The sequence below is a fragment of the bacterium genome, from assembly GCA_030685015.1.
In the GTDB taxonomy this organism is placed as follows: domain Bacteria; phylum CAIWAD01; class CAIWAD01; order CAIWAD01; family CAIWAD01; genus CAIWAD01.
Genome location: JAUXWS010000043.1, coordinates 59,231 through 73,897 on the forward strand (window position 1 = coordinate 59,231; position 14,667 = coordinate 73,897).

Annotated in this window: 14 protein-coding genes; all 14 read right to left on the minus strand. The window is 68.7% G+C overall.

From position 1 onward, the window contains the following. Positions 1-179: 179 nt before the first annotated feature. On the minus strand, positions 180-863 hold the full coding sequence (locus tag Q8O14_05500; protein MDP2360191.1) for a Crp/Fnr family transcriptional regulator: 684 nt from the start codon (positions 861-863) through the stop codon (positions 180-182). Then, positions 860-1,183 (minus strand): hypothetical protein, encoded by a 324-nt coding sequence (locus tag Q8O14_05505; protein MDP2360192.1) that lies wholly within the window; start codon positions 1,181-1,183, stop codon positions 860-862. The genes Q8O14_05500 and Q8O14_05505 overlap by 4 nt, the downstream gene beginning before the upstream one ends. Before the next feature lie 113 nt (positions 1,184-1,296). Continuing rightward, positions 1,297-2,379 carry a mannose-1-phosphate guanylyltransferase gene (locus Q8O14_05510; protein ID MDP2360193.1) on the minus strand — a complete coding sequence of 361 codons (1,083 nt, stop codon included), beginning with the start codon at positions 2,377-2,379 and terminating at the stop codon, positions 1,297-1,299. Further along, on the minus strand, positions 2,376-4,049 hold the full coding sequence (locus tag Q8O14_05515) for an Ig-like domain-containing protein (GenBank protein MDP2360194.1): 1,674 nt from the start codon (positions 4,047-4,049) through the stop codon (positions 2,376-2,378). The genes Q8O14_05510 and Q8O14_05515 overlap by 4 nt, the downstream gene beginning before the upstream one ends. A 142-nt stretch (positions 4,050-4,191) precedes the next feature. Then, positions 4,192-5,124 (minus strand): SDR family oxidoreductase, encoded by a 933-nt coding sequence (locus Q8O14_05520; protein ID MDP2360195.1) that lies wholly within the window; start codon positions 5,122-5,124, stop codon positions 4,192-4,194. Positions 5,125-5,186: 62 nt separating this feature from the next. Then, positions 5,187-6,488, minus strand: coding sequence for a UDP-glucose/GDP-mannose dehydrogenase family protein (locus tag Q8O14_05525; GenBank protein MDP2360196.1), 1,302 nt, complete (start codon positions 6,486-6,488; stop codon positions 5,187-5,189). Further along, positions 6,485-7,201, minus strand: a complete 717-nt coding sequence (locus Q8O14_05530; GenBank protein ID MDP2360197.1) for a sugar phosphate nucleotidyltransferase — start codon at positions 7,199-7,201, stop codon at positions 6,485-6,487. The genes Q8O14_05525 and Q8O14_05530 overlap by 4 nt, the downstream gene beginning before the upstream one ends. Positions 7,202-7,376: 175 nt before the next feature. Beyond that, positions 7,377-8,003: a hypothetical protein gene (locus Q8O14_05535; protein MDP2360198.1), complete on the minus strand. Its 627-nt coding sequence runs from the start codon at positions 8,001-8,003 to the stop codon at positions 7,377-7,379. Further along, positions 8,000-8,578 (minus strand): sigma-70 family RNA polymerase sigma factor, encoded by a 579-nt coding sequence (locus tag Q8O14_05540; protein ID MDP2360199.1) that lies wholly within the window; start codon positions 8,576-8,578, stop codon positions 8,000-8,002. Before Q8O14_05540 ends, Q8O14_05535 begins: the two co-directional genes overlap by 4 nt. Further along, positions 8,575-9,726: a DNA polymerase III subunit delta gene (gene holA / locus Q8O14_05545; GenBank protein ID MDP2360200.1), complete on the minus strand. Its 1,152-nt coding sequence runs from the start codon at positions 9,724-9,726 to the stop codon at positions 8,575-8,577. The genes Q8O14_05540 and holA overlap by 4 nt, the downstream gene beginning before the upstream one ends. After that, on the minus strand, positions 9,630-10,400 hold the full coding sequence (locus Q8O14_05550) for a gamma-glutamyl-gamma-aminobutyrate hydrolase family protein (GenBank protein ID MDP2360201.1): 771 nt from the start codon (positions 10,398-10,400) through the stop codon (positions 9,630-9,632). The genes holA and Q8O14_05550 overlap by 97 nt, the downstream gene beginning before the upstream one ends. Beyond that, a complete protein-coding gene (locus Q8O14_05555) occupies positions 10,397-11,221 on the minus strand; it encodes an undecaprenyl-diphosphate phosphatase (protein MDP2360202.1) in 825 nt (274 codons plus the stop codon). Before Q8O14_05555 ends, Q8O14_05550 begins: the two co-directional genes overlap by 4 nt. Next, positions 11,221-12,843: an ABC transporter substrate-binding protein gene (locus tag Q8O14_05560; GenBank protein ID MDP2360203.1), complete on the minus strand. Its 1,623-nt coding sequence runs from the start codon at positions 12,841-12,843 to the stop codon at positions 11,221-11,223. Before Q8O14_05560 ends, Q8O14_05555 begins: the two co-directional genes overlap by 1 nt. After that, positions 12,844-14,667, minus strand: a complete 1,824-nt coding sequence (gene glmS / locus Q8O14_05565) for a glutamine--fructose-6-phosphate transaminase (isomerizing) (protein ID MDP2360204.1) — start codon at positions 14,665-14,667, stop codon at positions 12,844-12,846.

Genomic DNA, 14,667 nt, shown 5'->3' on the forward strand with positions numbered 1-14,667 from the left:
TGCATCTGACAATTCCCGGCCCCTTCCTTCCCAAGCCTGGGAAGCACCTGCCATCCGCGCCCGTCGTGGCGGGGGGATTCCTTTGTCCTTCATGGCTTTCACCTGAAAGCAGGGACATGCTGGCGTTGGAGAGCAAGCATCGTGCCCGAAGGCCTGGCCGCAAGACGCGGCAAGGCCGGTCAGCCGTGCAGCTTGCGAAACTCGGCAAAGTTGTGGACCACGAGGTCGGAGCCGCTGCGCTCCAGCCAGCCTTCGCTTTCCAGCCGGGCCAGCAGGCGGGACATGGTCTCGCGGCTGGTGCCCGCCATGGAGGCCAGATCCCGCTGCAGGGGGAGGTTGACCAGGATCATGTCCGTGCCGGACTCCCGTCCCAGGTCCCGGCAAAGATGGACCAGGGTGTTGATCACGCGTCCCCGCGCGTCCAGCGAAGAGAGGGAGACGAGCTGGGCGTCCGTCTTGCGGATGCGGCCGGCCATCAGTTTCAAGAGGGTGATGGCGACCGATGGATGGCTTTGCAGGATGTCGAAGAAGTCCTTGCGGCGCAGGCTGAGCAGCTCCACCTCCTCCAGCGAGGTGACGGTGGCGCTGCGCGGCCCCCCGTCCACGATGGACAGCTCGCCGAAGAAATCGGCTGGGCCGAGGATGGCGAGGATGACCTCCTCCCCGGAGGAGTTGATGCGGGAGATCTTGACCCGGCCGCTGCGGATGACGAAGAGGACCTGGCCCTCGTCCTCCTCGAAGATGATCAGGTTGTTCTTGCGGTACCGCTTGACGCTGAGGCGCTCCGCCACGCGCATCAGGTCGCCGTCCTCCAGATCCTCGAAGAGGATGACACTGCGCAGGAAGAGGGGATCCGTCATCATGAGGCTTCCTCCCGGGCTTCCGGTTCCTTCTGGACCTCGCGCCCGCCGGCGGCAAGGCGGGTGATCTGCTCGCGGACGGCGGGCAGCAGGAAAGCCCGCTCCAGATCCTCACCCGCCAGGATGCGGGCCAGGACCAGGGATCGATCATGCAGGGACAAGCGACGATTAAGGATGATGAGTTGCTCGTCGCGGGAACGACACCGACCGCTGCGGAAGGAGCCTCGTTCGGTGCGCACTGTGAACCCCAGTGTCCGGGCCGCCTCCTCCAGGCCGGCCAGGAGCTCCCGGTCCCTGGCCTCGCGCGTGGCTGTGCGGGACATGTCCATGGCCAGAAGGTAGCGCCCGCACGGGGCGGCTCCAAGCCAGGGCCCCAGGACCCTGCTCGGCCATGCCGGGCGACGGAGTACTCCCGACGGCCGTGTCCGGGGGAGGCCTAAAGCAGCTCGTGCAGACCCTCGTCCTTGAGGCGCTGGATGACCAGGGGCAATTCCTGATGACGCTCCATGGCGCAGATGAGGAGGGCGTCGGGCGTGTCCACCACGATCGTGTCCTGCATGCCCAGCAGCACGACCGTGCGCCGATCGGCCTGGACATGGCAACCCCGGCTGACCACGAAAAGGGCCTCGCCCTGGGTCGTGTTGCCTGCCTCGTCCTTCTCCAGCATGCGGTGGATCTCGGCCCAGGTGCCCACATCGTTCCAGGGAAAGGAGCAGCGGATCACCCGGACCTTGCCCGCCATCCGTCCGGCGGGTTCCATCACCCCCACGTCGATGGAGACGGAACGTAGACCGGTATAACACAGGGAAAGCGCCGCCTCGAAACCGGGTTCGTCCAGCTCCGGCTCCAGGGCGGCCACCGCCTCCCAGGTGTCGGGCAGCCAGTTTTCCAGGGCGTCGATCAGGACATCGTTCTCCCAGACGAAAATGCCCGCGTTCCAGAGGAAGTCCCCTGAGCGGAGGAAGCGCGTGGCCGTCATCAGGTTGGGCTTCTCGGCGAAGGTGCGCACCGCGTGCACGCCGGGATGCAGCTCCTCCTCCTCATGCTGGATGTAGCCGTAGCCCGTTTCCGGCCGGTCGGGGGCGATCCCCAGGGTGACCAGATGGCCACCGCGACAGGCCGTGAGCGCCCGCTCCAGGGTGCAGAGGAACTCCTCGTCGTCCCCCACGTAATGGTCTGCCGGCAGCACGATGACGCGGGCGTCGGGATCGCGCCGGCGGACGATGAGGGAGGCAAGGGCGATGCAGGGCGCCGTGTTGCGTCCGATGGGCTCGCCGATCACGTTGCCGGGCGGAAGGGCGGGCAACAGCTCCCGGCTGCGCTGCGCGTGCAGGGCGCTGGTGATGACCAGGATCCGATCGGCCGGAACCAGGGGCAGCAGGCGGCGCACGGTTTCCACCAGCAGGGGCTGCTCCCCGAAGACGGACAGGAACTGCTTGGGCCGTTCAATGCGCGACAGGGGCCAGAAGCGCGCCCCCACGCCTCCCGCCATCACCACGGCCCAGACGCGTTCGCTCATGGTATCCACTCCGGCAAATGCAATTGGATGTCGCCCTGGATCCAGCCCGGAAGAACCTCCACGGTGTCGGCCAGGACCACCCATGGTTCCGCCGGCAGCCCGTCCAGGCGCCCGGGCGACCAGCTCCGGGAGCCGTCGCGGTCGTCATAGAGCGCAAAGAGCAGGCGGCCGGCGGGCAATTGGTCGGCCGATCCCCCATAGGCGATGGGCAGGTCGCGATCCCCCTCGGCATGGCGCAGCACCAGCCGCCAGGAGCTGTCCCGGGGACCGCGGTTCCAGGACCACTGGACACCGCCGCTGGCCCGGGGCGGCGCGGCGGCCGGCACGGGCAGGACCAGGAGGCTGTCCGGCCAGACATGCGGGCCGGCGCTGAGGAATCCTCTTTCCACCCAGAGCTGGCCCCCTTCGCGTACCGGACCCAGTTCCAGCGTGCTGGCCGAGCGGCGGTGCACGGCCACGCCCAGGCTGTCCTCCCCGCTCCGCTGCCAGGCTCCCTCCGGCCGGCAGGAGACGGCATGGCGCGCCTCCAGGGTCAGGACGCCCTGGCGCCAGGCCTGGCCCAGGCCGCCGGGATCGATCAGGGACTCCCGGAAGGCAGCGGGGGGCGGCCGCAGCTGCAAGGTGTCCCGCCCGTCCACGAGCGCCAGGTGATGGGGCAGGGAATCCGCCTCCTCGGCCAGGAAAAGCAGCCATCCCTCCGGCGCCGCCTTCAATCCGGAAAGTGGAACCTGACGCCCGGACTCGCACGTCAGGCGCAGCAGGTCCAGCCGCAGGCTGTCCGCCGCCGGGCCGCGGCGCAGGGAATCGGCCCACCCGGCCAGGGCGGGCGCCTCCAGCCAGGCGCGGAACTGGATGCGTTCCCGGTCGAGAAAGTGGCCGCCCAGCAAGGAGAGTGTATCCGGACCGGCCAAGGTGCCCAGGCGGAAGAGGACGGGCTGTCCGGCCAGCGTGTCCGGCACGGCGAGCGCGCGACTGGGCAGGGCGGCGCGCTCCCGGTCGGGGTCCCACCAGCCGTCCCGGTTGAGGTCCTCCACGGCCAGGGCGAACCAGGCGCCGGGGGGCAGTCCCTGGAAAAGGACGCGGCCCCGCTCGTCGGGACTGCTGCGCCAGGGAGCCCGCGTGAAGCGCCGCGACGGACGCTCTTCGGCGGGCCACAACCACAGTTCGGCCCGACCGCCGCCATCGGGCGGCGTCACTTCCAACATGAGGAAGAGGGTGTCCAGTTTCGCACCCGTGGAAAATGGGATGCGCAGGGGTGAGGGCAGGTGGTTGCCCGCCAGGTCGCGGGCCGCCGTGCCAAGTTCCAGGGTCCAGGTGCGATCGGGCGGCAAGGGGCGGGATGGCCTGACCCGCAGGCGCCGCCCCCGCCAGTCCAGCTCCAGCTCCCCCTCCGGGCGCGGATTGAGGCTGAGGGCGGAGCGCACGCTGGCCCGATCCATGTACTCGCTGAAATGGAAGACGAAATCTGGGCGGGCCTCCACCTGGGTGGCCCCCGGCTTGAGCCGATCCAGACGAAGGGTCGGCGGCTGAGTGTCGGGTGGTCCGCCCGGTGGGGGCTGGATGCGGGCGCACCCGACCAGCAACAGGACAAGGCCGATGCCTACCCCAAGCAGCCAGGCCAATGGGCGGCCGCACAGCCGGCGCATCAAGCCGCGGTCCAGGCCATCCATGGACGCGGCGGCCCTGCCGGGCGGGTGGTGTGGGTCAGGGCGACCAACATGCATTGTTGAAGCAATCTCCGCCTGCCGTGCCGACCAACGCTTGCGCATATCAGATACCGGTTGCGGCTGAAACCCTCGTCCCGATCCGGCTTCATCCCTTCAGGGTGCGCCGGAACCACTCGATGGTGGGCGGCAGACCCTGGGCCAACGGCACTCGGGGACTCCAGTCCAGCATGCGCCGGGCCAGGGAGATGTCCGGCCGTCGGACACGAGGATCGTCCTGGGGCAGGGGATGCCGCACAATGGGCGAGGAGCTGCCCGTCATCGCCACCACCTGTTCCGCCAGCTGCCGGATGGTGAACTCCTCCGGATTGCCCAGGTTGACCGGACCGATGAAGCCGTCCTGGCGCATCATGCGCAACATGCCCTCGAGCAGATCGTCCACAAATTGGAAACTGCGCGTCTGGTTGCCCTCGCCATAGAGAGTGATCTCCTCCCCCTTGAGGGCCTGGATGATGAAGTTCGACACCACCCGGCCGTCGTTCTGCGCCATGTGCGGTCCGTAGGTGTTGAAGATGCGGATGACCCGCACGTCCACTCCGTTCTGGCGGTGGTAGTCGAACATGAGCGTCTCGGCCACGCGCTTGCCCTCGTCGTAGCAGCTGCGCGGCCCGATGGGGTTGACGTTGCCCCAGTAGTCCTCGGTCTGCGGGTGGACGGCCGGGTCGCCGTAGACCTCGCTGGTGGAGGCGTGCAGGATGCGGGCACGGACCCGCTTGGCCAGCCCCAGCATGTTGATGGCCCCCAGCACGCTGGTCTTGACCGTCTTGACGGGGTTGTATTGATAGTGGATGGGCGAGGCGGGGCAGGCCAGGTTGAAGATCCAATCCACTTCCAGGAGCAAGGGTTGGGTGATGTCATGGCGGACAAACTCGAAGTGGCTGTCGGGCAACAGGTCTTCCACGTTGGCCTTGGAGCCTGTAAACAGGTTGTCCAGGCAGATGACCTGATGGCCTTCAGCCAGCAGGCGGCGGCAGAGGTGGCTGCCAATGAAACCGGCGCCGCCGGTGACGAGAGTGCGCATGGACCTTCCGGAACTGGGAGGACCCGCCGCGGCGGGTCCCCGGTTGCTGCGCCGCGCGTGGCCTATGGGCGGCCGATGGACTGATACTCGAAGCCCAGCTTGCGCATGCGATCGGGCCGATAGATGTTGCGGCCGTCGAACACGATGGGCGACTTCATCAGGTCCAGCATTCGTGCGAAGTCCGGCTCGCGGAAGTCGGACCATTCCGTCGCCACGATGAGGGCATCCGCCCCGCGCAGGGCCTCGTAGTTGTCCGCGGCGAAGGCCACGTCCTCCCCCAGCCGGCGCCGGGCCTCGTCCATCGCCTCCGGATCGTAGACCTGGAAGGCGGCCCCGGCCGCGTGCAACCCGGCGATGATGTCCAGGGCCGGCGCCTCGCGCATGTCGTCCGTGCGGGGCTTGAAGGCCAGGCCCCAGAGCGCCAGGGTGCGACCGCTCAGATCCTGTCCGAAGCGGGCCTTGACCCGCTCCACAAGCAGGCGCTTCTGCTCGGCGTTCACCTCCTCCACGGCCTTGAGAATGCGGAAGTCATAACCGTGCTCGCCCGCCGTGCGGATGATCGCCTTGACATCCTTTGGGAAGCAACTGCCGCCATAGCCCACGCCCGGAAAGAGGAACTGCTGGCCGATGCGCGTGTCGCTGCCGATGCCCTGTCGCACCATCTCCACGTTGGCGCCCACCCGGTCACAGATGCGCGAGATCTCGTTCATGAAGGAGATCTTGGTGGCCAGCATGGCGTTGGCCGCATACTTGGTCAACTCCGCGCTGCGCACGTCCATCATGATGATGGGGTGGCCCGTGCGCACGAAGGGGGCGTACAGCTCGAGCATGGCTTCCCGCGCCCGCTCCGTGTCCGCTCCGACCACCACCCGGTCGGGCTTGAGGAAATCGTTGATGGCGGCGCCTTCCTTGAGGAATTCGGGGTTGGAGACCACATCGAACTCGTGGCTGGTGGCGGCGCGGATCACCTCGCGCACCTTGTCGGCCGTGCCCACGGGCACGGTGGACTTGTCCACCACCACCGTGTAGCCGGTCATGGCGCCTCCCACATCCCGCGCTGCGGCCAGCACGTGCTGCAGGTCGGCGCTGCCGTCCTCGTCGGGGGGGGTGCCCACAGCGATGAACACCACCTGTGAACGGGCAACGGCGCCAGCGGTGTCCGTCGTGAAGCCCAGTCGCCCTTGCTTGACCACACGGTCCAGCAGCTCCTTGAGGCCGGGTTCAAAGATGGGGATGCGGCCCGCGTTGAGCAGGTCGATCTTGCCCTTGTCCACGTCCACGCAGACGACATCATTCCCCACTTCGGCGAAACAGACCCCCACCACCAGGCCCACATAGCCCGTGCCGATCACGGTGATCTTCATCCTGCGACTCCTGCAATCAATTGGTTGGCCAAGGCCAGCGACTCGAAGGTGCCGGCATCCGTCCACCACCCGTCGAGCACTTCACTGCGCAGAGTGCCACGCCGGATGTAGGCATTGTTCACGTCGGTGATCTCCAGCTCGCCCCGGCCTGATGGCTTGAGCGTGCGGATGATCTCGAAGACAGCGGCGGTGTAGTAGTAGATGCCGGTCACGGCATAGTTGCTGCGGGGCTGCCTTGGCTTCTCCTCGATGCCGGACACCCGGCCCTCCACCACCTCGGCCACACCGTAGCGGCCGGGATCGGACACCTCCTTGACCAGGATCTGCGCCTCGGCGCCGGAGCCAAGAAAGGCCGCGCTGGCGTCGACCAGGGAGGATTGGAAGATGTTGTCCCCCAGGAGGACCAGCATGGGGTCCGTGCCGACAAAGCCCTCGGCCAGGCCCAGGGCCTGGGCGATGCCCCCCGCCTCGTCCTGCACGCGATAGGTGAGGCGGCAATCGAAGGCCCGGCCGCTGCCCAGCAGGTTGACCACATCGCCCATGTGTTCTAGGCCGGTCACCACCAGGATATCCCGGATGCCCGTCTCCAGCATCTTCTTGAGAGGGTGGTGGATCATCGGCTCACGGCCGACAGGGAGCAGGTGCTTGTTGGTGACTTTGGTGAGGGGGTGCAGGCGTGATCCCGTTCCACCCGCGAGGAGGATGCCCTTCATGGTGCCCTTCAACTGGAGGCTCAACACAGCCCCGGCGGGAAAGGCAGGATCCCCCGGCTGGACCGCGTCCTTCCCTCCCGCTGCGGAGGGGCGGCCCGCCCGGCGCCCATCTTGTTCATCAACTGATCCGCCGGCCTGCTCACGCCGATTGAAGGTAAAGAAGCACCGCCAGACCTCAAGGCAGGGTGGTCACCGGGGTCAGGCGATCCTGATGGTCGGGGCGGCGCGACGCGGCGGCGGAGGAATCCTCCTCCCAAATACGTTCAGCCAGGACGCCGTACTGCGGCGGGGTGGGGGTGGTCGTGGCCAAACTATCCTCCAGCATGACCGGACCGGCCGCTTCACCCTCCGCGGTGGCATTGGCCAATTGCCCGGCTCCCGGAGAGGCCGGACCCGACCACCTGCCCAGCAGGCCAAGCACGAGGGCGGCGGCCGCGCCGGCCACCACGAGGGCGGCGGGACGCCGCCACCAGGAGCGATGGCGCAGCTCCACCACCATGCCCCGAGGCGCCAGCCCGGCGCCCCCTTCCAGCTTGGCATCAGGCTCAAAGCGGTCGGCGGCCGGGTCGCTGCCGTTGGCGCGCAGCGATTCCAGACGGCTGAACAGGTCCTGTTCAAAGGAGGGGTCGGGCGCTTGGCGCAAGCCGGGGAGGCTGGCGCGCAGGCTGGCAATGCGGTCGGCCGTCAAGCGGCAGGCGGCGCAGAGCTCCAGGTGCCCCTGGATGGCGCCACCCTCCGGATGGCCCGCCGGGTCCGCCAGCCAATCCCACAGTTCCGAAGAAACCTGGTCGCAAGGAATCATGGGCTCTCATCCTTGATGTTTTTCGCCAACAGTGTCATCAACCGGCCACGGGCGCGATTGATCCTGCTCTTGACCGTACCCAATGGCACACCGAGCATTTCAACGATCTCGTCATAGGAAAGTTCCTCAAGCTCCCGCAGGATGATCACTTCCCGGAACTCGTCCGGCAGTTGATCGATGGCCGCCCGCACCAGCTCGATGGTCATGTTGCGGTGGACCTGACTGTCCACGGCGGGGCCGGGGTGCGGCAGCTCGATGGGCCGGTCGCCCGGCTCGCGCGGTTCGAGGTCCACCCGCGGCTCGCGGGCCTGTCGACGCATCTCGGAGCGCACCAGATTCCCGGCAATGGTGTAGATCCAGGTGGAGAAGCGGGCGATGTTGCGGTACTTCAGCTTGTGGCGCCACAGGCGGATGAAGGTCTCCTGCAGGAGATCCTGGGCCAGGGGGCGATTGCGCACCATCTGGTCGATGAAAGTGAACAAGCGGTCACGATAGCGACGGACCAACTCGTCGAATGCCTCCTGCTCATCCTGCTGGAAGCGTTCCATCACCTCTTCATCGGTCAGATGGGTCATGGGCGTCGGCATAGTCGGACCACCAACTGGAAGGTGATTTGTGACGGAGGAAGCGGGCTGTCGCCCTTGAGGGCCATGTCCGCCTCGAGCACCAGGCGGAGGGCCTCCTCCAGCCTGTCCTGCGGCCATCGGGCCAGCGCGCCCGCCATGGGACGCATCTGGTAGGGGTTCAACTTGAGCCGCGCTTCGATTTCAGGCAGGGGATGCCCCCGGTCGCGCAATTGGGCGGCGAAGGCGAGGCGGCCCAGGCTCTTGCCCAGGATGCCCGGCAGGATGAAGGCGTTGTCCGGAACACGCGAAAGGCTGCGCAGGATGGTCAGGGCGCGGGGCGTGTTCTCCGCCAGGATGGCGTCCACCAGGTCGAAGGGCCGGGCGTCGGCCTCCATGCCCAGGGCGTGGGCCAGGTCGAGCTCCCGCACCTCCGCGCCATCCTCCACCAACAGGCAGATCTTCTCGACCTCCTGCCGGGCCATGCGCAGCGGGATGTGGGCCAGCTGTTCGGCCAGGCCGGCCGCCAGGGCGGGCGGCAGCCGGCGGCCCAGCCCGGCGCAGGCCTCGCCCAGCCAAAGGGCCAGCTGGCGTGATCCCAGCGGCGGAAACTCGAAGACGGCCGCCTCCTTGAGCACGCGCGTCCAGACCTTGCGCCGCTTGTCCAGGGGCCAGCCGATGAGGAGAAGGCAGGTGGTGGGCGAGGGCTGGTCCAGGTAGCTCAGCAAGTCCTTGAGCAGGGCCGCCGGCGCCTTCTCGCAGCGCTTGAGCACCACCAGCCGCCGTTCCGCCATCATGGGAAAGGAGCCCGCCTGGGCGAACAACTCCTCGGCCCGCACCTCGTCGGCGTGGAAGAGGTCGCGATTGAAATCGGCGGTGGCAGGATCCGTCACCTTCTCCCAGAAAAAGCGGAAAGCCTCCTCGACCAGGTATTCCTCGGCGCCCTCGGTCCGGCCGCTTCCTGTGAGCAGGACAATGGGCGGCAGCAGGCCGCCGCGCAGATCCTCCTCGGTGGGCAGGCGCTTCCAAAGGCCCGTGCGGGCCGTGCCGGCCTGGGTCGGGCTCAGCCGGCCCTCCCCCGCCGCCGCTCGACGGCCACCAGGAAGGAGGCCATGAGGGCGGTGGTCAGGGGAGATCCGGCCATCCGCTCCGGATGCCACTGCACGCCCAGCAGGAAAGGGTGGCCGCCCAGGCGCACCGCTTCCACCACCTCCGGCTCGCCCACCGCCGTGGCCAGGACTTCCAGATCCTGCCCCAACCGCCGCAGACCCTGGTGGTGGGTGCTGGTGACCCATGCTCCGCCCATCGCCCCGATGAGGGGGTCCTCCGCTGGTCCGACAGCGAGCAGGCCGTGCACCAAGTCGAAGGGATCGTCGCCGCCGGGATGGCCCGCCCGCCCCACCTGTCGCTCCAGATCCTGCCACAGGTCGCCGCCCAGGCTGACATTGAGCTGCTGCATGCCGCGGCAGATCCCCAGCAGGGGCAGGCGGCGCTCCAGGGCGGCCTTGACCAGGACGTCCTCCCATCTGCTGCGCACTCGTTCGCTTTCGCCCAGGGGCAGCACATGGCCGCCCGCCTCCAGCTCCTCCTCCCCCCACAAGACCGGATCCAGATCCGAGCCGCCCGACAGGAGCAGGCCGTCCAGCCGCTCCACCAGCTCAGCCGCTTCGACGGGATCCTGCCCCACGGCCAGCAGGACGGGCCTCGCTCCGGCGGCCCGCACCATGGCGGGATAGGTGGACAGGAGGTAGTCCAGCCGATGGCCCGGCTTGAGGGGGCGCGCTCCCGCCGGGTCGAAGCTGGCCTCCATGCTGATGCCGATCAGGGGTCTCATGCAAAGCTCCCCAGCAGAAGGGCCGCCAGTCCGACGACGAAGCAGTAGCAGGCGAAATAGGTCAGGCTGCGGTGCCGCACGGCAATGAGCAGCCACTGCAACGCCAGGTAGCCCACCACCGCCGAGCAGATGAAGCCGGCACCCAAGGCGGCGGGGGAGGTGCTGAGGACCGCCTCTCCGGTCCACAGGTCGCGGGCTTCCAGCAAGGCCGCTCCGCTCACCGCCGGAACGCTGATCAGGAAGGAGAAGCGCGCCGCCTCAACCGGGCGCAGGCCGCAGAGCAGCCCGGCGACGATGGTGGATCCGGAGCGGCTGATGCCGGGCAGGATGGCCAGGGCCTGTACCGCTCCCACGCCCAGGGCCCGCGGCAGGCCCAGTTGCTCGGCCAGCCGGTTGCCCTGGCGCAAACGATCGCCCACGAAGAGGATGGCCGCCGTTCCCATCAGCAGCAGGGCGACCAGCCGTGGATTGCCGAAGACCTGCTCGATCGGCCCCTTCATCGTAAGACCCACCAGCGCGGCGGGCAGGGTGGCCACCACCATGGCCAGCAGGAGCCGATGGTGGCGACGACGCTGGTCCTCCTCCATGCGACGGGCGGTCCCCGGCCAGAGCGAGGCAGCCAGGCGCAGGAGGTCTTGGCGATAGGCCACCACCACGGCAAGCAGCGTTCCCAGATGCAACACCACCTCGAGGAGGAGACCCTGGCTGCCGTGGGGCGCCATGCCCAGGAAATGCTCGCCCAGCACCAGGTGTCCGGAGCTGGAAATGGGCAGGAACTCGGTCAGGCCCTGGAGGATGCCCAGCAGCATGGCGTCCAGCATCAGTTGGTCCCCTCCGCCCTTATGCGACCGCCCAACATCTCATAACTCCGGCCGTTCCAGCCCAGCAGCCAGGCTCCCGCCGCGCGCTGACGCTCCAGGTCGAGGGAGGGCCCGGCCAGGCTTGGCAGCGGCAGGCGGGCCAGGGTGCCGCCCAGGTCCAGGCCGGTGGCGGCGGCGCGCTCGCCGGCTCCGATCACCAGGCGGACACACTCGTGGGCGCGGCTCTCCGCCGCGGTCGGGGCGCGGTTCTCGCGCTGGAACAAGTCCCGGCGGTAGGCTTCCCCCGCCGCGCCCAAACCCGCCTGGCCGGCATAGCCCGGCGGCAGCCAGTCGGCCAGCAGGAGCAGGCGGCCTTCCAGGCCGGGAGGCATGCAATTTTCCAGCGCCACGCCCAGATCCCGGTCACCCAGCACCCGGTCGCCGACCGGAATGCGGGTGAGGACCTCGGCCAGCCGCTCACCCTCCTCCTCCGCCCCCAGCATCACCCACACCGCGGGGCCGGACAGGCCGGCGCGGTAATCCTGCAGATTCCCCAGCTGGACCTCCAGGCTGCGCGCGCCGGGAAAGTACCACTGCTCCGGCCCCATTGACCGCCCTGACCGGCGCAGCCCCCCATGCAGCCCCTGCAGGACCCGATGGGCCGGTCGGGAGGCGGGCGCGAGAAAGCAGATGCCGGAGGCGTCCAGGCTGTCGACGGCCACCTCCGCCAGGATGGATCCCAGGGCTTCTGCATCCAGTCCGAACTGCAGCAAATCGGGTGAGAGCGTGTGGAGCGGCGGCCCCCCATGCTCCGGCACGACGATGGGCCGACCCGCGCGCCAGCCGGCCGCCGCGGACAGGGAGGACGCATCCCCCGACAGCAGGATGGCATCAGGGCCCTGGCTGGCGGCCCGCTGCAGCAGGTCGCGGGCAAGCCAGGGATCCGACTGGCTGTCATGGACGGACACCTGCCAGGAGGCGCCGCCGCCTCGGCGGTGCAGGCGAATGGCCGCCTCCGCCCCTTCGGCCAGGGCCCGGCCGTGGATCGCCTCGGATCCGCTCAGGGGCGCCACCACGGCCAGGGTGCGCGTCACGCGGCGGGAGTCCCGCCAGGCGGCCAGCCAGCGGCGGCCCGCCCCTCCGGCGGAGGACGACAGCTCGTCGCGTTGCCGGCCATCCAATTGCTCGCGCCAGAGCTCGGCAAACAGTCTTCCGGCCTCCTCCCGTAACCGTCCGTCTCCACCCGTGGCCGCCAGATCCAGCAGCAGGTGGGCCGCCGCCGACCCTTGGCCGCGCCGGGCCAGCCACCGCGCCAGCATCCAGTCGGCCGACTCCTGGTAGCGGGCAGCAGGCCAGGCGCGCCTGAACTCCTCCCGCCGACGGGGCAGCAGGCTGTCGTCTTCCCATTCGGCCCTCAGCCACAGATCGAGCCAGGCCCACGTGCTGGCCGAGGCGTCGCGGGCGGCCAGACCCTCGTCCACCAGCAGGCGCAGGGCGGCCCGTTGGGCGGGATCCTCGCAACCGCCGCCCCGGGTCGCCAGCACCAGGATCTGGTCAAGCTCCGGGGTCGCGCCGCCCGCCGGTGTGCTGAGGAGCAAGACCGGCAGCAGCAGGAGACGGATGAGGGCGGATGGGCGACGCATTCACTCCACCGTCACGGACTTGGCCAGGTTGCGGGGCTGGTCCACATCGCAGCCACGCTCCACGGCGATGTAGTAGGAGAGCAGCTGGAGGGGGATGGCGGCCAGGATGGGGAGGGTGGCGGGCTGCGCCTCCGGAATGAGGATGATCTCGTCCGCCAGTTCCCTGAGCTTCAGATCGTTCTCCGTGGCCACCACCACCACCTTGCCGCCCCGTGCCCTCACCTCCTGGATGTTGGAGATGACCTTCTCGTAGTTGTCGTCCCGCGGCGCGATGACGATGACGGGCATGTGCTCGTCGATGAGGGCGATGGGGCCGTGTTTCATCTCCGCCGCCGGGTAGCCCTCGGCGTGGACGTAGCTGATCTCCTTCAGCTTGAGCGCGCCCTCGAGGGCCACCGGGAAGAAGAGCCCGCGGCCCAGGTACAGGGCGTTGTTGTGGCCGGCCAGCTTGAGGGCGATGCGACGGATGTCGCCGGCACGGTCCAGGATCCATTGGACGCGCTCGGGCAAAGCCTTGAGATCGTCCACCACCTGCCGGCCATGGTTGTAGCCCAGGTGGCGCAGCCGCCCCATGTGGACGGCAAGCAGGATGAGCACGACCAATTGGCTGGTGAAGGCCTTGGTGCTGGCCACGCCGATCTCGGGGCCGGCGTGGAGATAGACGCCGGCGTGGCTTTCGCGGGCGATGGCGCTGCCCACCCGGTTGCAGATGCCCAGCACGAGGGCGCCCTTGCGCTTGGCCTCCTTCATTGCCGCCAGCGTGTCCGCTGTCTCACCCGACTGGCTGATGGCGATGACGCAGCAGTGCTCGTCGATGACGGGATTGCGGTAGCGGAATTCGCTGGCGTACTCCACCTCCACGGGGATGCGCAGCATGTCCTCGAGGATGTACTCGCCCACCAGGGCGGCATGCCAGCTGGTGCCGCAGGCGGTGAGGATGAGGCGCCGGCAGCCCTTGAGACGCTCGATGACGGGGGCGATGCCGCCCAGCCGCACCCCTCCCTCCTCCGGCAGCAGGCGCCCGGCAAAGGCGTCGGCGATGGTGCGCGGCTGCTCGAAGATTTCCTTCAGCATGAAGTGCGGATAGGCGCCCTTGTCGATGCGCTCCAGCTCCTCCTGCAGCTCCACCGCCTCCCGGTGCACGGGGCGCATGTCGATGGTGAAGACCGAGACGTCGCTGGCGCGGACGACGGCCATCTCGCCGTCCTCCAGCACGATCACGCGGTCGGAATGGCCGACCAGGGCCTGCTGGTCGCTGGCCACAAAGGATTCGTCAGCTCCCAGGCCGATGAGCAGGGGTGAGCCCATCTTCGCCACCACGATGCGGTCCGGCTCGTCCTGATGGAGGACGCAGATGCCGTAGGCACCGTCCACCAGCCCCAGGGTGATGCGGACCGCCTCGGCCAGATCCCCCCGATAGTGGCGGGCGATGAGATGGACGAGCACCTCGGTGTCGGTCTCGCTGCGGAAGACGACGCCCTCCTGGCGCAGCTCCTCGCGCAGGGGGGCATAGTTCTCGATGATGCCGTTGTGGATGAGGGCGATGCGTCCGTCGACGCTGAGGTGAGGATGGGCGTTGGCCTCGCTGGGCACGCCGTGGGTGGCCCAGCGCGTGTGCCCGAAACCGATGTGCTCGGGGCGGCCATGGCTGACGCGCTGAGCCAGGTGGCTCACCTTGCCCACGGCCTTCATCACCTGGAGGCCCTGCTCCCCCAGCAGGGCGACGCCCGCCGAGTCATAGCCCCGGTATTCGAGGCGCTTCAAGCCCTCAAGCAGGAAGGGCACGGCCGGCTTGGGCCCCACATATCCGACAATCCCGCACAT